This is a genomic window from Streptomyces sp. NPDC002888 (genome assembly GCF_042888465.1).
Classification (GTDB): Bacteria; Actinomycetota; Actinomycetes; order Streptomycetales; family Streptomycetaceae; genus Streptomyces.
Genome location: NZ_JBIAPU010000001.1, coordinates 90185 through 111817 on the forward strand (window position 1 = coordinate 90185; position 21633 = coordinate 111817).

The following is a 21633-nucleotide window of genomic DNA, read 5'->3' on the forward strand; positions in this document are numbered from 1 at the left end:
CGTAGGAAAGGGACCTCATGCGCAGCAAGCTCGTCCTGCACGCCGTCGACTCGCACACCGAGGGCATGCCCACCCGCGTGATCACCGGCGGGATCGGGACCATCCCCGGCGCGACGATGAACGAGCGGCGGCTGTACTTCCGTGAACACCGCGACGACATCAAGCAGTTGCTGATGAACGAACCGCGCGGCCACTCCGCGATGAGCGGCGCGATCCTGCAGCCGCCCACTCGCCCGGACTGCGACTGGGGCGTCGTCTACATCGAGGTCTCCGGCTATCTGCCGATGTGCGGGCACGGCACGATCGGGGTGGCGACGGTGCTCGTCGAGACCGGGATGGTCGAGGTCGTCGAGCCGGTGACCACCATCCGCCTCGACACCCCGGCGGGGGTGGTGGTCGCCGAGGTCGCGGTGGAGGACGGTGCGGCCCGGGCGGTGACGCTCCAGAACGTGCCGTCCTTCTCGGTCGGCCTCGACCGCAAGGCGACGCTGGCGGACGGCCGTACGGTGACGTACGACCTGGCGTACGGCGGCAACTTCTACGCGATCCTGCCGCTGGAGGAGTTCGGGCTGCCCTTCGACCGGGCCCGCAAGGACGACATCCTCGCGGTGGGGCTGTCGCTGATGGAGGCGATCAACGCCGAGGAGGAGCCGGTCCATCCGCAGGACCCGTCGATCCGCGGCTGCCACCACGTCCACCTGTACGCGCCCGGCGCCACGGCCCGCCACTCCCGGCACGCGATGGCCATCCACCCCGGCTGGTTCGACCGCTCTCCCTGCGGTACGGGGACCAGCGCGCGGATGGCGCAACTGCATGCGCGGGGCGAGCTGCCGCTGCACACCGAGTTCGTGAACGAGTCCTTCATCGGCACCCACTTCACGGGCCGGCTGCTCGGCACGACCGAGGTGGCCGGTGTGCCCGCCGTGCTGCCGAGCTTCACCGGGCGGGCCTGGATCACGGGTACGGCACAGTATCTGCTGGACCCGACGGATCCGTTCCCGGCGGGGTTCGTCCTCTGATTCCCGTTGTTCGCCCCCCCCTGTTTGCTCCAAGGAGAACCCCATGGCCGCCCAGCGCAGCAGCAGCACGCCGCCTGCCGCCGCTCCCGCCCTGCCCCAGCTGGGCGGCCGCCGCAGCAGCTACCGCGAACGGGTCGCCGACGCCCTGCGCGCCGCGCTGATCGCGGGTGAGCTGCGGCCGGGCGAGGTGTACTCCGCGCCGGGCCTCGCCGCCCGCTTCGGCGTCTCCGCGACCCCGGTGCGCGAGGCGATGCTGGATCTCGCGAAGGAGGGGCTGGTCGACACCGTCCCCAACAAGGGGTTCCGGGTCACTCAGGTCTCGGAGAAGCAGCTCGACGAGTACACCCACATCCGTGCGCTCGTCGAGATCCCGACCGTCACGGCGCTGGCGGGCACGGCCGACCCGGTCTCGCTGGAGGCGCTGCGCCCGGCCGCCCGGGAGATCGTCGTCGCCGCGGTGGCCGGTGACCTCATCGCGTACGTGGAGGCCGACACCCGCTTCCATCTGGGCCTGCTGGCCCTGGCCGGCAACGCCCACCTGGTCGAGGTCGTCCGCGACCTGCGCGGCCGCTCCCGTCTCTACGGGCTCACAGCCCTCCTTGAGTCGGGCCGTCTGCTGGCCTCGGCGGAGGAACATCTGGAACTCCTCGACGCCCTGCTGGCACGCGACGAGCGGGCGGTGCGCGAGGTCATGAGCCGGCACCTGGGGCATGTACGGGGTCTGTGGGCCGCCGGAGCATGACGGCACCATCGGGCCGAGTCGGCGCACCACACCGCGCCCGCGCTCACCAGGTCCGCGCCGCGCTCACCAGGTGCTCGCGCACCCGCGCCACGTCGGGGTTCTCCACGGACCCGGGCCGCTGGACCAGGAAGCCCGTGTTGATCGGCGGGTCGTCCGGCTCGTGGAGCGGTACGAGGGTGCCCGACGCCAGCTCGTCGAGGCAGAGGTAGCGGGGCAGGACGGTGAAGCCGGCGCCCGCGACCACGGCCGCCAGCACCCCGCGCAGGTCGGGCACGGTCACGGCGGCGGGGCTGGAGAGCCGTCGGCCGAAGACATGACGCCAGTAGCGGCGGGCGATGGGGAGATCCTCGGCGTACGTGACCAGCGGCACGCCGTGCAGGGCGGCGGGCCCCTCGGCTGCCAGGCGCTCCGCCAGCCGCTCGGCCCACTCGGGCGCGGCGATCAGGACGAACTCCTCGTCCATCAGCGGCACCGCGCTCAGGGCGCGGCCGCGCGGGCGGACGGTGGAGATCACCAGGTCGTGGCGGCCGGCCCGTAGTTCGTCGAGCAGCGGGTCGGTCAGCCCGGTCGCCACGCGCAGCCGGACGCCCTGCGCGACCAGCGGCGCCAGGGCCGGCAGCGCGCGGGTGCACAGCAGCTCGGCGGGCCCGGCGAGATGGACCGGCTCGGTCCGGCCGCCCGCCACCGGCTCGGGGCCGGTCACCGTCGCCAGTTCGTCGAGCGGTGCCGCGATCCGGGCCGCCAGCTCGTCGGCGACGGCGGTCGGGGCGACACCGCGCGGCAGCCGTTCGAACAGCTCTCGCCCGGCCTGCCGCTCCAGGGCCCGCATCTGCGTCGTCACGGTGGGCTGCGACAGACCCAGCAGCTGGGCGGCGCCGGTGAACGAGCCCGACCGGTACACCGCGAGAAACGTACGCAGCAGATTCAGGTCGAGCTGGTGCGGTGCGGGGTAGTCGCTTTCCACGGGGCCCAGTATTCCCCGTGGACCCATAGAGGATCCAATGTGAGACATTACGTGCTTCATTGGTTCCCTATGGGTCGGTGACCCTATCGTTGAACCCGTAACTTCAGCTTCCCCCCACACCCACAATGACTCGGAGAAACCATGTCGAAGATCCTCTTCGTGATCACCGGCGCCGACCACTGGACGCTCGCCGACGGCACCCAGCACCCCTCCGGCTTCTGGGCCGAGGAGGCCGTCGCCCCGTACGAGGCGTTCAAGGCCGCCGGACACGAGATCGTCGTCGCCACACCGGGCGGGGTCGTCCCGACCGTGGACAAGGGCAGCCTCGCCGCCGAAGTGAACGGCGGCCAGGAGAACGCCGACCGGGTCGCGGGGGTGCTCACCGGTATGGCAGAGCTGCGGCAGCCGATCCGGCTGGAGGACGTACGGCTCGACGACTACGCCGCCGTGTTCTACCCGGGTGGCCACGGCCCCATGGAGGACCTGGCCGTCGACGCCGTGTCCGGCAGGCTGCTCGTCGACGCGCTGGAGTCGGGCAGGCCGCTCGGCGTGGTCTGCCACGGGCCCGCGGCGCTGCTGGCCGCCGAGAAGGAGGGCGGCGCGAACGCGTTCGCCGGATACCAGGTGGCCGCGTTCACCAACGCCGAGGAGACGCAGGCCGGTCTCGCCGAGCAGGCGAAGTGGCTGCTCCAGGACCGGCTCACCGCGGCGGGCGTCGAGGTGCAGGTGGGAGAGCCGTGGGCGCCGCACGTGGTCGTCGACCGCAACCTCGTCACCGGCCAGAACCCGGCCTCCTCCGCCCCGCTCGCCGCCGAGCTCCTGAAGAAGCTGGCCTGAGGCTTCCCCATCGCACTCCCACGACCGCAGTCCCTGTGAACCCGCGCCCCTTGGTGTGAGGCGCGGGGCTCCTGGGCAGTCAATGCCGGAAGGATCAAGAGGCGTCCTGTGGGGGGAGCTTTGGGTAAGTCATCCGCTGCGGCGGTGTGCGTCATAGGCACGGGCCTGTCGGGCCTGGCGGCGGCGCACGCCCTCGCGGTCAGAGGCATCGACTTCGTCTGCCTGGAGAAAGCGCCGGACGTCGGAGGCATCTGGCGCCGGCCGCAGGCGGGCGAGGAGGGCCCGGGTTATCTGTCGCTGCACCTCAACACGGCGAAGCAGCTCACCGCGTACTCCGGCTTCCCGATGCCCGACTCCTACCCCCTCTACCCCCGGCACGACGCCGTCGCCGCCTATCTGCGGTCCTTCGCCGAGTGGGCCGACATCCTGCCGCGCGTCGAACTGGGCACCGAGGTGGTGTCCGTACGGCAGGACCCCGACGGGGCGTGGACGGTCACCAGCCGGGACGCCGACGGCCAGGTGACGTCGCGGAACTTCGCCCATGTGCTCGTCGCCTCGGGGCACAACACGGATCCGCTGCTGCCCGATCCCCTGCCGTCCGGCTCCGAATCCTTCGCGGGAACGATTCTCCACTCCCGCGACTACCGGGACGGCGCCGACTTCGCCGAGCGACGTGTCGTCGTGGTGGGGCTCGGGGCGTCGGCGGTGGACATCGCCGCCGACCTCTCCCGGCACGCCGCGCACACCGTGCTGTCGGTGCGCCGGGGACTGCACATCGTCCCCAAACAGCTCTTCGGCGTGTCCGTCGACGAGATCGCCGACGCCCCGTGGTGGACCCGGATGTCCTTCGCGGAGCAGCGCCGCTTCGTCGAACAGGCCCTGCTCGTAGCGCGGGGCAGACTGGGCGACTACGGCCTGCCCGAGCCGGACCACCCGATCTTCTCCTCGGCCGTGACCATCTCGGACGAGATCCTCAGCCGCATCCGGCACGGCGCCGTGACCCCGAAGCCGGCCATCGAGTCGTTCGACGGCGGCCGGGTCGTGTTCACCGACGGCACGTCGACGGAAGCCGACGCCGTCGTCTACTGCACCGGTTTCCGCATGTCCTTCCCCTTCCTGCCCGCCGGGGTTCCGGCCGGTCCGCAGGGGTCGGTCGAGCTGTACAAGCGGGTCGTCGCACCCGATCACCCCGGTCTGCACTTCGTCGGCCTGGTCCGCCCCGTGGGCGCCATCACCCGGCTCGTGGAGGCGCAGGCGCGCTGGGTCGCGCGGATCATCGGCGGCGAGGCCGTCCTGCCGTCCGCGGAGGTCATGCGCAAGGAGATCAGTACGTATCTGAGCGGCATCACGGGCCGCTACGGGGCAGCGGAAGGCGCGTCCGTCCAGGTCGACGTCGCGCCCTACCTTCAGGAGCTGCGGGACGAATAGGGCGGCCGGCTCGACCGGCGCCCCCTCTCACGAGGCTCCTGGTGAACGGAATCGCCCTGGTCGGGCACCGTCCACCGGGAGCGTCGGCCTCGCAGCCGGGGGTGCGTCACCCCACGGCTTCGACCCGCGGCGACTCCAGGGCGGCGGGCGGCCGGACCTCGTAGGCCTCCGAGGAGATGTACGCGGTCACCCGCGGCGGCCGGCCCTGCTGGTGGGCGAGGGCCAGGTAGGCGATGAGCCCCACGCCGTCCTCGAGTCGGCGTGCGGTGACGGCGGACAGGGACCGGCCGAGCGGCGCGGGATCCACGCCGTACCGGCGGAGCAGGGTCTCGGCGCGCGCCAGGGCCTCGCCGTCGTGGCGTACGTAGTCCCGGACCGGGATGTGGAGGGTGAAGCCGCTCGGCACGATGCTCGCCGGGTCGGTGAAGGAGTGACAGGTCAGGACGGGCCGCCTGTCGAGTCGTACGTCGGCCCCGTCACCGGCGTCGACGTCGGCGTCGGCGTCGAGCCCGGCGGCCGTACGGAAGAACTCCTCGACGTCCGTGTGTGAGGGGCCGGAGTCCGCCCGCGACAGCAGGCCCGCCTCCGTGGCCGCGAGGTCCGGGTGCCTGACGTACACCTTCGCCCGGGGGGCTTCCCAGTCGCCGAGGTCGAGGGAGAGGAAGGGGTAGCCGTCGGCCGGAGGAAGCGACTCGAACGCCTCCGGGTGGCCGAGGCGGGTCAACGCCTCCCGAACCGTGTGGGCGGAACGTTCCGTCCCGGAGGCGGCGGGGTTGAGATACACCTTCAGCTTCGGGACGCCGCCGGGTCTCAGCTCCAGCGCGCACCACAGGGTCAACGGGCCCTGGGGGGAGGCGGGGAAGAACAGGTCCTCCAGCTCGTCGAGCCGGTCGGTGGTGAAGTCCCAGCGCCTGGCCATCTCGCGCACCACGCGCAGTCCGGTACGGCCGTTCTGCAGCAGGCCCGCGCTGCCGTACCCCGGTTCGATCAACACACGGAGCGCGGGGGCCGCGTCCGGGAAAAAGGAGAGTGAGAACTCGACGGGGGTCTGGTCGTCGGAGAGAAAGGTAGGAGTGGGGGGCGGCAGATCCAGGGGCCGTTCGGCCACCGGGCCCAGCGCGTCGGTCAGCGTCTGCGCGTAGGACCCGGCGTCGGCCATGTCCAGTCCCGCGACGTCGCACAGGCGCAGCAACTGCCCCGCCGTGTGTCCGCCGAGCGTCGAGGCCCCCGAAGCCGTTGCGTCACCGAACCGGGAGTCGATCACCGGCCCTCCCGCCACACGGCGGAGCGCACATGAAAATACCCGCCTGCGAAGGCGGGTATCTCGTCTGCTGGACTGTGGAGTTGGAGTCGGCCGGAGGGGGCGTTCGCACGCCCCCCGGATATGTGGGGGCCGGGGTGGAGCAACACGGTCGCGTACCGAACGAAAGCGGCGTCGGTGGATATGTGGTCCACGACACCTCCTTTGCCTCGTAACCAACACGGATACCGCGTTGCTCACTACCCCCGCGGTTGAAACTTCATGCAGTCCGGGAGAGTTGGTGGCGTGTTGCGAGAATCACCTCGTCAGCCAGGTCAGGAACTGGCTCCACACACCGGACCGTTCGGACCTGCGGGCCCCCTGCTCGGCGTGAGCCGCGGGCGCCGGAGTCTCCGTCCGAGCCGGCGCCGCCGGCCGTCGCGCCGCCTGAACCGGCGTGAAACGAACGGGGAGTTGGGCCAGCGCTCGGTGAAAGGGACCCTGCCGCCAGGCCAGGCTGTCCGACGGTACGGAGAGTTCGACGTCGGGGAGCCGGTTGAGCAGGTGCTCGAGGGCCGTCACGGTGATGTGCCGGACCGGTTCCTTGGACGGGCAGGCGTGCGGGCCCGCGCTCCAGGACAGGTGGGCCCGGTTGCTGCCCGCCTGGCGTGCGGCGGTCAGCGCCGGGCCGGTGTTGGCGGCCGCGAAGCTGACCACGACCAGGTCGCCCGCCGTCAGCTTCTGACCGGCGAACTCCATGTCGGCCGCCGGGTAGTGCGGCGCGTAGTTCGCCATGGGCGGGTTGTCCCACAGCGTGTCGTCGAGCGCTTCCTCGATCAGACCGCCCTTGTAGGCGTATCGGTCGTCGGTGAGCAGCCGGTGCAGGGTGTTGCCGATGAGGTTGCGCAGGGGCTCGACGCCGGAGCCGAGGAGGAGGGCGAGCTGGTGGACCATCTCCTCGTCGGTGAGGCGTGACTGATGCTGCATCAGCCAGGAGGTGACGTCCTCGCCGGGCTTGGCCCGCTTCAGCGCCACCAGTTCGCCGACCGCCTGGAACAGCACCTGGGCGGCCTTCTCGGCGTTGTTGCCGTCGAACATGCCGGAGATGCCGAAGAGCACCCGGTCGCCGATGTCCGCCGGGCAGCCGAAGAGGTCGTTCAGCACGAACAGCGGCAGCTGCTTGGCGTAGTCGCCGAGCAGGTCGGCCGAACCGCGGGTGCTGAACTGGGAGATGAGGTAGTCGGAGATGCGCTCGGTGCTCTGGCCCAGCCGACGCGAGTCGACGCGGGCCATGCTGTCGGTAACTGCCTGACGCAGCCTCAGATGCTCGGCGCCGTCGCTGAACATGCAGTTGGGCCGGTAGGCGAGCAGAGGGAAGACCGGGCTCTCCGGGCTCACCTTGCCGTCGTTGAAGTCCCGCCAGCGACGGGCGTCCTTGCGGAAGGAGCTGGAGTCCTGGAGGAGTTGGAGCGCCGTCGTGTAGTCCGTGACGAGGGTCGCCTCCACGCCCGGCGCGAGCTCCACGGGTGCGGTCGGCCCGTAGTGGCGCAGATAGTCGTAGTACGCCTGCGGATCGGCCGCGAACTCCGGCCCGTGCAGCGGCACCCGGGCGCCGGTGTGGTGGGCCGGGCACCCGGGCGGCGGGACGGGGGCGGTGGGTTGAACGTCCATGCTTGCTCCTAGTGAGCGCGTTCCAGCAAATAGCGGACGAGGGTGATCAGTGCGTCGGCCGACGACTTCTCGTCGCGTGCGTCGCAGGTCACGACGGGCGTGTCGTCCAGCAGATCGAGTGCCTCGCGCAGCGCCCTCTCCTCGCGAGGCGTGGTGCCGTCGAACCGGTTGACGGCGATGGCGTAGTCGAGTCCGTACTGCTCGATCAGGTCGATCACGGCGAAGGAGTCCGCCAGCCGCTCGGGGTCGACCAGCACCAGCGCCCCGAGCGCGCCGCGCGCCATGTCCTCCCACATCTGCACGAACCGCTGCTGACCGGGCGTGCCGAACAGGTACAGCACGACCCGGTCGCTGATGGTCAGGCGACCGAAGTCCATGGCCACCGTGGTGGTGGTCTTGCCCCGTACGCCCTTGAGGTCGTCGAACGACTCCCCGGCCCGGGTCATCGTCTCCTCGGTGGACAGCGGGGTGATCTCCGAGATCGCCCCGATGAAGGTGGTCTTGCCCACCGCGAAGTGCCCGACGACGAGGATCTTCACGGCGGTCTGCGTCGCCCCGTCGCGGACGTAGTCCTGCTCATCCAAACTTGGCCCTGAGACCATTCAGCACCTCCTCCAGGATCTGCCGGTCGGCGAGCGGAGCCCGCTGAACGGGCGGGCGGGTGATGAGGTAGCCGCCCTCGGTGAGGGCGGAGAGCAGGATCTTCACCACGCCCAGCGGCAGGTGGGTGTGCCCGGCGACCTCGGCGACCGAGAGGTAGCCCGCCGAGCAGAGCTCCAGCAGCTTCTGCTCCTCGGGCGAGAGCCGGGTCGGACGCTGCTGGTGATCGGCCGTCGCCGTGACCAGGGTGATCAGGGAGAGCTGCGCCTCGTCGGGCAGACCCCGTCCCTTGGTGATGACATACGGACGCACTAATTCGGCGGCCTCGGGCTCCAGGGCGTCGCGACCGGTCATGAGCGCGCGCCGAGGTTCTCGCGCGGCGGCGTCGTCAGGGCCTTGCCCAGTTGCCCGACGAGCTGCTGCATACGGAAGGTGATGTCCGCCATGTCGACGTCCGGGGAGGCGGAGACGCCGAGGTAGGCGCCCTCGCCGGCGGAGATCAGGAAGACCCAGCCCTCTTCGAACTCGACGAGCGTCTGGCGCCAGTGGTGCCGGGTGCCGCCGATGAAGAAGCCGAGCGAGCGGCTGAGCGACTGGACCCCGCTCATCCCGGCGGCAACCCGGTCCGCGTCGTCCTTGCCGAAGTCCTGTGTCCGGGCCATCAGCAGACCGTCGGCGGAGATCAGTACCGCGTGCAGGGCCCCGGGGATCTCCAGGGCACTGTCAAGCATCCATGACAGATCGTCGTTCACGAGACCTCATGTCCTTCGCTGCTCGCATCACGTGTGCTGCTGGTCTGCTCGGCGGTGTCCGCCTGCGTGGCGCGGCCGGACTGCGTGCCCCGCTGGAAGGCGCCCATGATCGCGGCGGTCTCCGCGCCCGAGCGGGCCGACGTGCGCGTGGCCGAAGTGCTGCCCGGGACGATGGCCATGGGCCGCTTGCGGCGCCGCTTGGGCAGGCCGTCGACGGTCGAGGACGCGGTCAGCGCGGGATCGGGGTCATCGAGGTCCGGCGCGGAGGGGGCGGGGACCGCGGCGGACGCGGCGGCGGGTACGGCCGGCGCGGGCGCCTTGTGCTCCGGCATGCCGGTGAGCAGCTCGTGCGGCAGGAGGACGACCGCGCGGACGCCGCCGTACGGAGAGCTGGAATCCACGGACACCTCGAATCCGAAGCGTTCGCAGAGCACGCCGATGACGGCGAAGCCGAACTGCGGCGGATTGCCGAGCTCGGAGACGCCCGAGACCCGCTCGCTGGACAGGAGTTTCTGTGCCTTCGCCCGCTCCTCGTCGTTCATGCCGACACCCGCGTCGTCGACGACGATGCAAATACCCTTGGGCACGGTGCGAATGTTGATTTCGACGACCGTGTCCGGGCTGGAATAACTGGTGGCGTTGTCGAGCACTTCCGCGAGGGCCAGTGCCACCGGTTCCACGGCACGGCTGGTGATACCGAAATCGACCTGCGAAAGAATTTCGACGCGCCGGTAGTGCCGGACCCTGCCCTGCGCACTGCGGACCACGTCGTAAACCGATGCGACATCGCGCTGCCGGCCCAGCCAGCCGTCGCACAGCACGGCGATGGACTGGGCGCGCCGACCGAACTGCGAATTCGTGTGGTCGATCTCCAGGAGGTCCTGGAGAATCACCGACTCGCCATACTTGTTCTGCAGCCTGGAAACGATCAACTGCTGCTCGGCGGCGAGGCCTTGAAGGGTCCGCATGGCGGACTTGAGGACCGTTTTCGTCGCTTCTTCGGCCCGTTCCTGCGCCGCCTCGACGGATTCCGAGTACTGATTCTCAAGCTCGGAGTAATGACTTCTGAGCCCCGTGATCTCCTGCTTGAAATCCCTTGCCGCCCTGCGTTGGCGGACGATGACCGCGATCGCGGCAAGGATGACGACCAGGAGAGCCCAGAATACTGGGTTCTGTATGTATTGCGTCATAAGACTCTCTTCAGGCGACTGACGGCCAGCTGCTGAATTCCCGTCAATAACGGGTGGACCGGCGGACCGCCCATCCGCCCGCTCTACAAGCGCGGTGATCGTATCATCGTAGGAACCGGTCACTGGCCGCCAATATGCTCTCTTTGCTGGACCATTGACGGTCAGTCAGCTCATGTTGGTTGACATCGGCGCAAGCCTGGCCCGGTCCATGGGCCCCGGCCTCGAAACTTTCGACGAACTGAGCGCACCTTCGCCGCGACGATGCCACTTCAGCCAACCCTCACGTCGCGCGACGCACTCCATTGACTCCCTCAGAACCGGGCCCTACTGTCTGCGCATCCATCCGGAAATCGTCTCGAAACTTTCGGGATCCCTGTACCTGTCATGTACCCGCTACGGCCGGGGCTCCGGCCGGGCTGTCCAGCACATCGGGAGAACAACCGGCAAAAGGAGACGACATGGTTATCTACGCACCCCTCAACAGCCCGCCCGGGGGCTCCTGTTGGCGCCCACGCGTCCGAGGGATGGTGACTCTCGGCATGGCGGGCCTGCTCGCCACGGCCGGCGTCACCGTGCTCGCGGGGACGGCCGAGGCCGCGAGCACCCTGGGCTCCGCGGCCGCGGGCAAGGGCCGCTACTTCGGTGCCGCGGTCGCGGCGAACCACCTCGGTGAATCCCCGTATGCCACCACGCTCGACACCGAGTTCAGCTCGGTGACGCCGGAGAACGAGATGAAGTGGGACGCCACCGAGCGCACCCGGGGCTCCTTCTCCTTCGGCTCCGCCGACCAGATCGTGAGCCACGCCCAGAGCAAGGGCATGAAGGTCCGCGGGCACACCCTGGTGTGGCACTCCCAACTGCCCAGCTGGGTGGGCGGATTGGGCACCGCCGACCTCAGAACGGCGATGAACAACCACATCACGCAGGTCATGCAGCACTACAAGGGGAAGATCCACTCGTGGGACGTCGTCAACGAGGCCTTCCAGGACGGCAGTAGCGGCGCCCGGCGCAGTTCGCCCTTCCAGGACAAGCTCGGCAACGGCTTCATCGAGGAGGCGTTCCGCACCGCGCGGGCCGCGGACCCGGCCGCGAAGCTCTGCTACAACGACTACAACACCGACGGTGTCAACGCGAAGAGCAACGCCGTCTACAACCTGGTCAAGGACTTCAAGGCACGCGGCGTGCCGATCGACTGCGTGGGCTTCCAGTCCCACCTCAACAGCGCTTCCCCCCTTCCCGGTGACTACCGGGCGAACCTGCAGCGCTTCGCCGACCTCGGCGTCGACGTGCAGATCACCGAGTTGGACATCGCAGGCTCCGGAACCGCCCAGGCCAACAGCTACAGCAGCGTGGTGCAGTCCTGCCTGGCCGTCTCCCGCTGCACCGGCATCACCGTCTGGGGCGTCACCGACAAGTACTCGTGGCGTGCGAGCAGCACGCCCCTGCTGTTCGACGGCAACTACGCGAAGAAGTCCGCGTACACCGCGGTGCTCAACGCGCTCGGCGGATCCTCCGGGGGCGGCGGTGGCAGCGCGACGTGTACGGCGACGTACAGCAAGGCCGAGGAGTGGAGCGACCGCTTCAACGGCAAGGTGACGATCACGGCGGGTTCGTCCGCGATCAGCAGTTGGACCACGACCGTCACGTTGACGTCCCCGCAGAAGGTCTCCGCCACCTGGAACGGCACGCCCTCGTGGGACAGCAGTGGGAATGTCATGACCATGAAGCCGAATGGCAACGGAACGCTCGCCGCCGGGGCGTCGACCAGCTTCGGGTTCACGGTGATGAAGAACGGGAACTCCGCGGCGCCAGTGGTCGGTGGCTGCGCGGTGTGATGCGCATGTGATGCATGCGGTGCACAAAAAACCTCGTGCGGGTCGAGACTTCGCTCGACCCGCACGAGGTGGGTGGTGTCCGAGGGGGGACTTGAACCCCCACGCCCGATAAAGGGCACTAGCACCTCAAGCTAGCGCGTCTGCCATTCCGCCACCCGGACCAGGTGTCTGTCGCCTTGACGCGGGTGTTCCCCGCAGCGACATGGACAAGAATACCAAGCTTTCGGAGTGCCCTTCACCTGCGTTTCCACCCCCGGAGGCGCCCGGGCAGGGGCAGCACGGGAGCGTCACCCGGGGTGATATCTCGGTCACCCCGGGGTGGGTCGCGCCTTGTCTCAGCCGCCCCGCCTCATCCTCCTCAGGGCATGAGCTGGTACTCCGGCTCAGGGCATGAGCTGATACTCCGGCTCAGGGCATGAGCTGATACTCCGGGAAGTTCCCGGGCAGCCGCTCCCCCGCCGGGCCCCGCGTCACCGCGCGCACCAGCAGTTTGCCGCCGACGAAGGCCCCGCGCCAGGACGCGCCGAAGCCGCCGAACAGCTCGTCGCGGTCCCCGCGCGAGCGTGGGGCGCCGTGGCCGACCTTGAAGGCGCGGATCTGCGGGGCCAGCCTGTCGTACGTCGCCCGGTCGTCCGTGGACAGCGTGGCGACCAGCGCGCCGTTGGAGGCATTCATCGCGGCGAGCAGCTCGGCCTCCGTGTCGACCAGGACGATCGTGTCGACCGGGCCGAACGGCTCCGCGTGGTGCAACGGCGACGAGGGCGGCGGGCCCAGGAGCGTGACCGGCTGGACGTACGCCGAGGTGTCCTGGCCAGGGAGGAAGCGGGCGTCCGCCGGTGTGCCGCGGTGCAGCGGGACGGCGCCCCGGTCGATGGCCTCCGCGACCTGGTCGTGCAGCTCCTTGGCCTTGGCCGCATTGATCACCGGCCCGAAGTCCAGCTTCGGGTAGGGATCGCCGGGGTGCTCCACCGCCAGGGGATGGCCGACCCTGAGCGTGCGGACCGCCGGGAGGTACGCCGCCAGGAACGCGTCGAACAGCTCGCGCTGGACGACGAAGCGCGGGTAAGCCGTGCAGCGCTGCTTGCCGTAGTCGAAGAGCTTGGGAACGACCGCCGTGAGTGCGCCCCAGTCCGAGAAGTTCCAGATGCCCCAGGTGTTGAGTCCCTCCTGTTCGAGGATGTGCCGTTTGCCCAGGTCGGCGACGGCCGTGGCCACAGCGGCGCCGGTGTCGCGGCCGCCGACGAAGGAGACGCAGCCGATCTCGGGCGCTCGCACGAGCGCCTCCGACAGCTCGCCGCCGCTGCCGCTGACGAGGGTCACGGGAAGCCCCTCGCGCGCGGCCAGCGCACAGGCCAGGGTCAGACAGGCGACACCGCCGTCGGTCGGGGTCTTGGCGATGACCGCGTTGCCTGCCAGGGCCTGTACCAGCACTGCGTGAACGAGCACGCTCATCGGGTAGTTCCAGCTGGCGATGTTGGACACCGGGCCGTCCAGCGGGGCCCGGCCGGCGACCATCGGCTCGATGCCGTCGACGTACCAGCGCACCCCGTCGACGGCCCGGTCGACGTCGGCCTGCGCGAGCCGCCACGGCTTGCCGATCTCCCACACCAGCAGGAGCGCGAGGAGCTCGCGGTGTGCGGTCAGGGCGTCGAGGGTGGCCGCCACGCGGGCCCTGCGCTCTTCGAGGGGCAGGTGACGCCAGGCGCGGTGCTGGTCGAGGGAAGCGCGTACGGCCTGGTGGGCGGTGGCCCCGTCCAGGCGGGGCGGGCCCGCGACGGGGCTTCCGTCGACGGGGCTGGTGGCGGGCAGCGCACGGCCGTCCGCCTGCCAGGTGGAACCCCAGAGGTTGAGGACACGGTCGTCCCGGAACGCCTCGGGAGCTACGGCGAGGCAGCGCCGCCAGGCGTCGGACCAGGAGGTGCCCGCTTTGAGGGTGAGGGTGGTTGTTGCCTTGGTTGCCTTGGTTGCCATGGGGTTGCTCCGCTCTCGGTACACGGTCGAGAGGAGGAGGGCCGGTAGCTCTCCTTGGAAGTGGGGCGGTTCGGGAGACGGGCGGGTGTTGCCCCTCAGGGCGCTCGCCGCCGCGCACGGCCCTGGGGGGGCCGCGTGCTGTCAGAGCAGGTCCGACAGCAGTCGGGCCGTCTCCGTCGGGGTGCCGCCCACCCGGACGCCGACCGCCTCCAACGCCTCCTTCTTCACTTGGGCCGTTCCGGACGAACCGGACACGATGGCGCCCGCGTGTCCCATCGTCCTGCCCTCGGGGGCCGTGAAACCAGCGATGTAGCCGACGACCGGCTTGGTGACGTGCGCGCGGATGTACGCGGCGGCGCGCTCCTCCGCGTCGCCGCCGATCTCTCCGATGAGGACGATCATCTCGGTGTCGGGGTCGTCCTGGAACGCGGCCAGGCAGTCGATGTGGCTGGTGCCGACGACGGGGTCCCCGCCGATGCCGACGCACGTCGAGAAGCCGATGTCCCGCAGCTCGTACATCAACTGGTACGTCAGCGTGCCGGACTTGGAGACCAGGCCGATGCGCCCGGGCTTGGTGATGTCCGCGGGGATGATGCCCGCGTTGGCCTGCCCGGGGCTGATCAGCCCCGGGCAGTTGGGGCCGACGACGCGCGTGCCGCGCTTCTTCGCGTACGTGGTGAAGGCGACGGAGTCGTGGACGGGGATGCCCTCGGTGATCACGACGGCGAGCCCGATTCCGGCGTCGGCCGCCTCCATGACGGCCGCCTCCGCGAAGGCGGGCGGCACGAAGACGACAGTGACGTCGGCGCCCGTCGACTGCACCCCGTCGACGACCGACCCGAAGACGGGGACGTCCCGCTCGTCGAAGTCGACGGTACGGCCGGCCTTGCGGGGGTTGACGCCGCCGACGACATCGGTACCGGCGGCGAGCATGCGCCGGGTGTGCTTCATGCCCTCGCCGCCGGTCATGCCCTGGACGAGGACCTTGCTCTCCTTGGTGAGGTAGATCGCCATGTCCCGTCTCCTCAGGCTGTGGTGGCGAGTTGGGCGGCACGGCGGGCGGCGCCGTCCATGGTGGTGGCCTGCTGGACCAGTGGGTGCGCGCGTTCGTCGAGGAGGGCGCGGCCGCGGGCGGCGTTGTTGCCGTCGAGGCGGACGACGAGCGGCTTGGTCAACCGGACGGTGTCCAGGGCCTGCACGATGCCGTCGGCGACCGCGTCGCACGCGGTGATACCGCCGAAGACGTTGACGAAGACCGACTTCACGGCCGGGTCGGAGAGGACGAGCGACAGCCCGTCGGCCATGATCCGGGCCGACGCCCCGCCGCCGATGTCGAGGAAGTTGGCGGGGCGCGCGCCGCAGCCCGCGACCACGTCGAGCGTCGACATGACGAGGCCCGCGCCGTTGCCGATGATGCCGACCTCGCCGTCGAGCCTGACGTAGTTGAGGCCCTTGGCGGCGGCCGCCGCCTCCAGCGGGTCGTCGTGCGCCTGACTGTCCGCACCCCAACGCGCCTGCCGGAAGGAGGCGTTGTCGTCGAGGGTGACCTTGCCGTCGAGAGCGACGATCTGCCCCTGTGCGGTGCGGACGAGGGGGTTGACCTCGACGAGGAGGGCGTCCTCGCGGATCAGCACCTCCCACAGCCGTACGAGCACGTCGACGGTCTGCGGGGGCAGCCCGCCCGTTTCGGCGATCTCGGCAGCCTTCGCCGAGGTGACGCCCTCGGCCGGGTCGATGTGTATACGGGCGACAGCATCCGGTCGACTGGCGGCCACCTCCTCGATCTCCATGCCGCCCTCCGCGGAGGCGATCGCGAGGAAACCACCGGCCGCGCGGTCGAGAACGTAGGAGACGTAGAACTCGTCCTCGATGTCGACGGGTTGGGCCAGCATGACCCTGCCGACCCTGTGGCCCTTGATGTCCATGCCCAGGATCTGGCGTGCCGTCAGTTCGGCGGCGGCCGGGTCCGCGGCGAGCTTCACACCCCCCGCTTTGCCTCGTCCTCCGGTCTTGACCTGGGCCTTCACGACGACCCGGCCCCCGAGCCTGCGGGCGATCTCGCGGGCCCCCTTGGACGAGCCGTCACTTCGGCCCTCGGCACCAAGATGCCGTACTCCTCGAAGAGTTCCCTTGCCTGGTGCTCGTACAGGTCCATCTCGGCTCCTGTCTGGAAAGTGCCGCACGCCCCCTGGACACCACCCACCGGATGCGGGATAACAAGCTTCATACAGTATTCGTCGACTGTATGCAATGTACCGCGAGAGCCTTCCAACCCCCTACGAAGGGACAGGACTTCGCCATGCCCGACGACACCCAGGACGTCATCTCCGGTGGTCATCTCGTTGCCAAGGCGCTGAAGGCCGAGGGGGTCGACCGCATCTACACGCTGTGCGGCGGCCACATCATCGACATCTACGACGGCTGCGTCGACGAGGGCATAGAAGTCGTCGACGTGCGCCACGAACAGGTCGCCGCCCACGCCGCCGACGGCTACGCGCGCATCACCGGCAAGCCGGGCTGCGCGGTCGTCACCGCCGGGCCGGGTACGACCGACGCCGTCACCGGTGTCGCCAATGCCTTCCGCGCGGAGTCCCCAATGCTGCTGATAGGCGGTCAGGGCGCACTCACACAGCACAAGATGGGGTCCCTCCAGGACCTCCCGCACGTCGACATGATGACGCCGATCACGAAGTTCGCGGCGGCCGTGCCGGACACGGCCCGCGCGGCGGACATGGTGTCGATGGCGTTCCGCGAGTGCTACCACGGCGCGCCCGGACCCTCCTTCCTGGAGATCCCGCGCGACGTCCTCGACGCCAAGGTGCCGACGGCCAAGGCGCGCGTGCCGAAACCCGGCGCCTACCGCGCCTCGACCCGCTCCCCCGGCGACCCCGAGGCGATAGAGAAGCTCGCCGACCTCCTCGTTCACGCCGAGAAACCGGCCATCCTGCTGGGCAGCCAGGTGTGGACGACCCGCGGCACCGAGGCGGCCGTCGAGCTGGTGCGCACGCTGAACATCCCGGCCTACATGAACGGCGCGGGCCGCGGCACGCTGCCGCCCGGCGACCCGCACCACTTCCAGCTGTCGCGCCGCTACGCCTTCTCCAACGCCGATGTGATCGTCATCGTCGGTACGCCCTTCGACTTCCGCATGGGCTACGGCAAACGGCTCTCCCCGGACGCCACCGTCGTGCAGATCGACCTCGACTACCGGACCGTCGGCAAGAACCGCGACATCGACCTCGGCATCGTCGGCGACGCAGGACTGGTGCTGAAGTCGGTGGCCGAGGCCGCCTCCGGGCGCCTCAACGGGGGCGCGTCGAAGCGCAAGGAGTGGCTCGACGAACTGCGCGCCGCCGAGCAGACCGCCATCGAGAAGCGGCTGCCGAGCCTCAGGTCGGACGCCTCACCGATCCACCCCTACCGTCTGGTGAGCGAGATCAACGACTTCCTCACCGAGGAGTCGATCTACATCGGTGACGGCGGCGACATCGTCACCTTCTCGGGTCAGGTCGTGCAGCCCAAGTCGCCCGGACACTGGATGGACCCCGGTCCGCTGGGCACCCTCGGCGTCGGTGTCCCGTTCGTGCTCGCGGCCAAGCAGGCGCGGCCCGACAAGGAGGTCGTCGCCCTCTTCGGCGACGGGGCGTTCTCCCTCACCGGCTGGGACTTCGAGACCCTCGTCCGCTACGACCTCCCCTTCGTCGGAATCGTCGGCAACAACTCCTCCATGAACCAGATCCGCTACGGCCAGGCCCGGAAGTACGGCCTGGAGCGCGAGCGGGTCGGCAACACCCTCGGTGACGTCCACTACGACAAGTTCGCGCAGATGCTGGGCGGTTACGGCGAGGAGGTGCGCGACCCCGCCGACATCGGCCCCGCGCTGCGGCGCGCCCGCGAGTCCGGGAAGCCCTCGCTGATCAACGTCTGGGTCGACCCCGACGCGTACGCCCCCGGAACCATGAACCAGACCATGTACAAGTGAGGTGAGCCCGGTGACCACCAAGGCACTCGACGGCATCCGCGTCCTGGACATGACCCACGTCCAGTCCGGACCATCCGCGACCCAGCTGCTCGCCTGGCTCGGTGCGGACGTCATCAAGCTGGAGGCGCCGACCGGTGACATCACGCGCAAGCAGCTGCGCGACCTCCCGGACGTCGACTCCCTCTACTTCACGATGCTCAACTGCAACAAGCGGAGCATCACCCTCAACACCAAGACCGAGCGCGGCAAGGAGATCCTCACCGAGCTGATCCGGCGCTCGGACGTCATGGTCGAGAACTTCGGACCGGGCGCGGTCGACCGCATGGGCTTCACCTGGGACCGCATCCAGGAGATCAATCCACGGATCGTCTATGCCTCCATCAAGGGGTTCGGGGACGGCCCGTACACCGACTTCAAGGCGTACGAGGTCGTCGCTCAGGCCATGGGCGGGTCGATGTCGACCACCGGTTTCGAGGACGGGCCGCCGCTGGCGACGGGGGCCCAGATCGGGGACTCGGGCACGGGCGTCCACGCCGTGGCGGGCATCCTCGCCGCTCTGTACCAGCGGGAGCACACCGGGCGCGGGCAGCGGGTCAACGTGGCCATGCAGCACGCTGTGCTCAACCTCTGCCGGGTGAAGCTGCGCGACCAGCAGCGCCTGGCACACGGCCCGCTCGCTGAATATCCAAACGACGACTTCGGCGACGAGGTTCCCCGTTCGGGAAACGCGTCCGGCGGCGGCCAGCCCGGGTGGGCGGTCAAGTGCGCGCCGGGCGGCCCCAACGACTACGTGTACGTCATCGTGCAGCCGGTCGGCTGGGAGCCGATCAGCGAGCTCATCGGCCGGCCGGAGCTGGCCGACGACCCGGAGTGGGCGACGCCGGGGGCCCGTCTGCCCAAGCTCACCAAGATGTTCCAGCTGATCGAGGAGTGGTCCTCGACGCTGCCCAAGTGGGAGGTGCTGGAGCGGCTCAACGCGCACAACATCCCGTGCGGGCCGATCCTGTCCACCAAGGAGATCATCGAGGACGGGTCGCTGGTCGCCAACGAGATGGTCGTCACCGTGCCGCACCCCGAGCGGGGCGAGTTCGTGACCGTGGGCAGCCCGCTCAAGCTCTCCGACTCCCCGGTCGACGTGACCACGTCACCGCTGCTGGGCGAGCACAACGCGGAGATCTACGTCGGCGAGCTCGGTCTCGGCGACGCGGAGTTGCGCCTGCTCAAGTCGAACGGAGTGATCTGACGTGATGGCCGAAGACCGGGTGCTGAGGGTGCGGTCGCTTCTCGACGCCGTGCGCGCGGAGGGGCGGACGGCGCTGACCGCTCCCGAGGGCAAGGTGGTCGCCGACGCGTACGGGATCGCCGTACCGGGCGAGGAGCTGGCGAGGGACGTGGAGGAGGCGGTGGCGTACGCGGCGCGCTTCGGCGGGCCCGTCGTGATGAAGATCGTCTCCCCGGACATCCTGCACAAGACCGACGCCGGGGGTGTGATCGTCGGGGTCGAGGGCGCGGCGGACGTACGGGCCGCGTTCCACGGAATCATCGAGAACACGCGCGCGTACGACGCGGGAGCGCGCATCGAGGGCGTGCAGGTGCAGGAGTTGCTGCCGAAGGGGCAGGAGGTCATCGTCGGCGCGGTCACGGACCCGACGTTCGGGAAGGTCGTGGCCTTCGGGCTCGGCGGGGTGCTCGTCGAGGTACTCAAGGACGTCACCTTCCGGCTCGCTCCCGTCTCCGCCGACGAGGCCCTGTCCATGCTGGACTCGATCCGGGCGGCCGAGGTCCTGCGCGGGGTGCGCGGGCAGGCCGGCGTGGACCGGTGGGCGGTCGCCGAGCAGATCCGGCGGGTTTCCCAACTGGTCGCCGACTTCCCGGAGATCGCCGAGGTGGACCTCAACCCGGTGATCGCCACCGCGGAGGGCGCGGTCGCGGCCGACATCCGCGTGATCCTCTCCGAGGCGCCCGTGAAGTCGCGCCGCCGCTACACGCGCGAGGAGATCCTCACCTCCATGCGCCGGTTGATGAAGCCGAGCTCGGTCGCCGTGATAGGCGCCTCCAACGAGCAGGGCAAGATCGGCAACTCGGTGATGCGCAACCTCGTCGACGGCGGTTTCGCCGGGGACATCCATCCGGTGAACCCCAGGGCCGATGACATTCTGGGCCGCAAGGCGTACAAGAGTGTCACCGACGTTCCCGGTGAGGTGGATGTGGCGGTCTTCGCGATCCCCGCCAAGTTCGTGGCCTCGGCCCTGGAGGAGGTGGGACGCAAGAAGATCCCCAACGCCGTGCTGATCCCGTCCGGGTTCGCGGAGACCGGGGAGCACGAACTCCAGGCGGAGATCGTGGCGATCGCGGAGCGGCACGGCGTCCGCCTGCTCGGGCCGAACATCTACGGCTACTACTCGACCTGGCATGATCTGTGCGCCACGTTCTGCACGCCGTACGACGTCAAGGGCGGGGTGGCGCTCACCTCGCAGTCCGGTGGCATCGGGATGGCCATCCTGGGCTTCGCCCGGGCCACGAAGACGGGCGTCTCGGCGATCGTCGGGCTCGGCAACAAGTCGGACCTGGACGAGGACGACCTGCTGACGTGGTTCGGCGAGGACCCGCACACCGAATGCATCGCGATGCACCTGGAGGACCTCAAGGACGGGCGGGCCTTCGTGGAGGCCGCGCGGGCGACCGTGCAGAAGAAGCCCGTCGTGGTGCTGAAGGCGGGGCGTACGGCAGCGGGCGCCAGGGCCGCCGGTTCGCACACCGGAGCCCTCGCGGGCGACGACGCGGTGTACGACGACATCCTCCGGCAGGCCGGTGTCATCAGGGCGCCGGGCCTGAACGACATGCTGGAGTACGCGCGCGCGTTGCCGGTCCTTCCCACCCCGCGCGGGGACAACGTCGTGATCATCACAGGGGCCGGCGGCAGCGGAGTGCTGCTGTCGGACGCGGTGACCGACAACGGCCTGTCCCTGATGGAGATCCCGGCGGACCTGGACGAGGCCTTCCGGAAGTTCATCCCGCCCTTCGGAGCCGCCGGCAACCCGGTGGACATCACCGGAGGCGAGCCGCCGTCGACGTACGAGGCGACGATCCGGCTCGGTCTGGAGGACCCGCGCATCCACGCGCTCGTCCTCGGCTACTGGCACACCATCGTGACCCCTCCCATGGTGTTCGCCGAGCTCACCGCGCGCGTGGTGGCCGATTTTCGCGAGCGGGGTATCGAGAAGCCCGTGGTGGCGTCGCTCGCGGGCGACGTCGAGGTGGAGGAGGCCTGCCAGTACCTCTTCGAGCGGGGGGTCGTGGCGTACCCGTACACGACGGAGAAGCCGGTGGCCGTGCTCGGCGCGAAGTACCGCTGGGCGCGGGCGGCAGGACTGTTGGGGGGCGGTTCATGAGGTGACCGAG

17 protein-coding genes, 1 tRNA gene and 1 pseudogene are annotated in these 21633 nt (G+C 69.9%); 8 read left to right on the top strand and 11 right to left on the bottom strand.

What is annotated here, in order from left to right; all coding sequences use genetic code 11:
• The first annotated feature begins 17 nt into the window (after positions 1–17).
• Entirely contained in the window at positions 18–1019 is a 1002-nt protein-coding gene (locus tag ACFYWX_RS00385; protein ID WP_389421782.1) for a proline racemase family protein, read from the top strand.
• A 43-nt stretch (positions 1020–1062) separates the two neighbouring features.
• On the top strand, positions 1063–1761 hold the full coding sequence (locus tag ACFYWX_RS00390) for a GntR family transcriptional regulator (RefSeq protein ID WP_389421783.1): 699 nt from the start codon (positions 1063–1065) through the stop codon (positions 1759–1761).
• A gap of 43 nt (positions 1762–1804) precedes the next feature.
• On the opposite strand, the gene ACFYWX_RS00395 is transcribed toward ACFYWX_RS00390, so the two are convergent.
• A complete protein-coding gene (locus ACFYWX_RS00395; protein WP_389421784.1) occupies positions 1805–2752 on the bottom strand; it encodes a LysR family transcriptional regulator in 948 nt (315 codons plus the stop codon).
• Positions 2753–2866: 114 nt separating this feature from the next.
• Between ACFYWX_RS00395 and ACFYWX_RS00400 the strand changes: the two genes are divergently transcribed.
• Positions 2867–3562 carry a type 1 glutamine amidotransferase domain-containing protein gene (locus ACFYWX_RS00400; protein WP_389421785.1) on the top strand — a complete coding sequence of 232 codons (696 nt, stop codon included), beginning with the start codon at positions 2867–2869 and terminating at the stop codon, positions 3560–3562.
• A gap of 120 nt (positions 3563–3682) precedes the next feature.
• Positions 3683–4990 carry a flavin-containing monooxygenase gene (locus tag ACFYWX_RS00405; RefSeq protein WP_389421786.1) on the top strand — a complete coding sequence of 436 codons (1308 nt, stop codon included), beginning with the start codon at positions 3683–3685 and terminating at the stop codon, positions 4988–4990.
• Positions 4991–5096: 106 nt separating this feature from the next.
• Here ACFYWX_RS00405 and ACFYWX_RS00410 read toward each other — a convergent pair whose 3' ends face one another.
• From ACFYWX_RS00410 to ACFYWX_RS00435, 6 genes are all read right to left on the bottom strand, one after another.
• Complete coding sequence (locus tag ACFYWX_RS00410) at positions 5097–6254, bottom strand: tryptophan dimethylallyltransferase family protein (RefSeq protein ID WP_389421787.1); 1158 nt, start codon at positions 6252–6254, stop codon at positions 5097–5099.
• Positions 6255–6548: 294 nt separating this feature from the next.
• The gene (locus tag ACFYWX_RS00415) at positions 6549–7901 is read right to left on the bottom strand and encodes a cytochrome P450 (protein ID WP_389421788.1); all 1353 of its coding nucleotides are present in this window, start codon (positions 7899–7901) and stop codon (positions 6549–6551) included.
• Positions 7902–7909: 8 nt separating this feature from the next.
• The gene (locus tag ACFYWX_RS00420) at positions 7910–8503 is read right to left on the bottom strand and encodes an ATP/GTP-binding protein (protein WP_389421789.1); all 594 of its coding nucleotides are present in this window, start codon (positions 8501–8503) and stop codon (positions 7910–7912) included.
• Positions 8478–8855: a DUF742 domain-containing protein gene (locus tag ACFYWX_RS00425; protein ID WP_389421790.1), complete on the bottom strand. Its 378-nt coding sequence runs from the start codon at positions 8853–8855 to the stop codon at positions 8478–8480. The genes ACFYWX_RS00420 and ACFYWX_RS00425 overlap by 26 nt, the downstream gene beginning before the upstream one ends.
• Positions 8852–9253: a roadblock/LC7 domain-containing protein gene (locus ACFYWX_RS00430; RefSeq protein ID WP_389421791.1), complete on the bottom strand. Its 402-nt coding sequence runs from the start codon at positions 9251–9253 to the stop codon at positions 8852–8854. Before ACFYWX_RS00430 ends, ACFYWX_RS00425 begins: the two co-directional genes overlap by 4 nt.
• Positions 9250–10443, bottom strand: coding sequence for an ATP-binding protein (locus ACFYWX_RS00435; RefSeq protein WP_389421792.1), 1194 nt, complete (start codon positions 10441–10443; stop codon positions 9250–9252). The genes ACFYWX_RS00430 and ACFYWX_RS00435 overlap by 4 nt, the downstream gene beginning before the upstream one ends.
• Before the next feature lie 524 nt (positions 10444–10967).
• Between ACFYWX_RS00435 and ACFYWX_RS00440 the strand changes: the two genes are divergently transcribed.
• Positions 10968–12278, top strand: coding sequence for an endo-1,4-beta-xylanase (locus ACFYWX_RS00440; protein WP_389422153.1), 1311 nt, complete (start codon positions 10968–10970; stop codon positions 12276–12278).
• Between the two features lie 73 nt (positions 12279–12351).
• Here ACFYWX_RS00440 and ACFYWX_RS00445 read toward each other — a convergent pair.
• The 4 genes and pseudogenes from ACFYWX_RS00445 to sucC form a co-directional block, all read right to left on the bottom strand.
• Positions 12352–12439, bottom strand: a tRNA-Leu gene (locus tag ACFYWX_RS00445).
• A gap of 247 nt (positions 12440–12686) precedes the next feature.
• Positions 12687–14249, bottom strand: coding sequence for an aldehyde dehydrogenase family protein (locus tag ACFYWX_RS00450; RefSeq protein WP_389421793.1), 1563 nt, complete (start codon positions 14247–14249; stop codon positions 12687–12689).
• A 141-nt stretch (positions 14250–14390) separates the two neighbouring features.
• Positions 14391–15263, bottom strand: a complete 873-nt coding sequence (gene sucD, locus ACFYWX_RS00455; protein ID WP_389421794.1) for a succinate--CoA ligase subunit alpha — start codon at positions 15261–15263, stop codon at positions 14391–14393.
• Positions 15264–15274: 11 nt separating this feature from the next.
• A pseudogene (gene sucC / locus ACFYWX_RS00460) lies at positions 15275–16404 on the bottom strand (ADP-forming succinate--CoA ligase subunit beta).
• A 144-nt stretch (positions 16405–16548) separates the two neighbouring features.
• On the opposite strand from sucC, the gene ACFYWX_RS00465 reads away from it, so the two are divergent.
• The 3 genes from ACFYWX_RS00465 to ACFYWX_RS00475 are packed head-to-tail and all read left to right on the top strand — an operon-like array spanning position 16549 to position 21623.
• A complete protein-coding gene (locus ACFYWX_RS00465; protein ID WP_389421795.1) occupies positions 16549–18231 on the top strand; it encodes a thiamine pyrophosphate-binding protein in 1683 nt (560 codons plus the stop codon).
• A gap of 10 nt (positions 18232–18241) precedes the next feature.
• Positions 18242–19474, top strand: a complete 1233-nt coding sequence (gene frc / locus ACFYWX_RS00470; protein ID WP_389421796.1) for a formyl-CoA transferase — start codon at positions 18242–18244, stop codon at positions 19472–19474.
• 4 nt (positions 19475–19478) lie between these two features.
• The gene (locus ACFYWX_RS00475; protein ID WP_389422154.1) at positions 19479–21623 is read left to right on the top strand and encodes an acetate--CoA ligase family protein; all 2145 of its coding nucleotides are present in this window, start codon (positions 19479–19481) and stop codon (positions 21621–21623) included.
• Positions 21624–21633 lie beyond the last annotated feature (10 nt).

What these genes read in the sequence shown, in the direction of transcription:
- ACFYWX_RS00385 (WP_389421782.1), top strand. Translation starts at nt 18, where the DNA reads ATGCGCAGCAAGCTCGTCCTGCACGCCGTCGACTCGCACACCGAGGGC.
- ACFYWX_RS00390 (WP_389421783.1), top strand. Translation starts at nt 1,063, where the DNA reads ATGGCCGCCCAGCGCAGCAGCAGCACGCCGCCTGCCGCCGCTCCCGCC.
- ACFYWX_RS00395 (WP_389421784.1), bottom strand. Translation starts at nt 2,752, where the DNA reads ATGGGTCCACGGGGAATACTGGGCCCCGTGGAAAGCGACTACCCCGCA.
- ACFYWX_RS00400 (WP_389421785.1), top strand. Translation starts at nt 2,867, where the DNA reads ATGTCGAAGATCCTCTTCGTGATCACCGGCGCCGACCACTGGACGCTC.
- ACFYWX_RS00415 (WP_389421788.1), bottom strand. Translation starts at nt 7,901, where the DNA reads ATGGACGTTCAACCCACCGCCCCCGTCCCGCCGCCCGGGTGCCCGGCC.
- ACFYWX_RS00420 (WP_389421789.1), bottom strand. Translation starts at nt 8,503, where the DNA reads ATGGTCTCAGGGCCAAGTTTGGATGAGCAGGACTACGTCCGCGACGGG.
- ACFYWX_RS00425 (WP_389421790.1), bottom strand. Translation starts at nt 8,855, where the DNA reads ATGACCGGTCGCGACGCCCTGGAGCCCGAGGCCGCCGAATTAGTGCGT.
- ACFYWX_RS00435 (WP_389421792.1), bottom strand. Translation starts at nt 10,443, where the DNA reads ATGACGCAATACATACAGAACCCAGTATTCTGGGCTCTCCTGGTCGTC.
- ACFYWX_RS00440 (WP_389422153.1), top strand. Translation starts at nt 10,968, where the DNA reads ATGGTGACTCTCGGCATGGCGGGCCTGCTCGCCACGGCCGGCGTCACC.
- ACFYWX_RS00450 (WP_389421793.1), bottom strand. Translation starts at nt 14,249, where the DNA reads ATGGCAACCAAGGCAACCAAGGCAACAACCACCCTCACCCTCAAAGCG.
- sucD (WP_389421794.1), bottom strand. Translation starts at nt 15,263, where the DNA reads ATGGCGATCTACCTCACCAAGGAGAGCAAGGTCCTCGTCCAGGGCATG.
- ACFYWX_RS00465 (WP_389421795.1), top strand. Translation starts at nt 16,549, where the DNA reads ATGCCCGACGACACCCAGGACGTCATCTCCGGTGGTCATCTCGTTGCC.
- ACFYWX_RS00475 (WP_389422154.1), top strand. Translation starts at nt 19,479, where the DNA reads ATGGCCGAAGACCGGGTGCTGAGGGTGCGGTCGCTTCTCGACGCCGTG.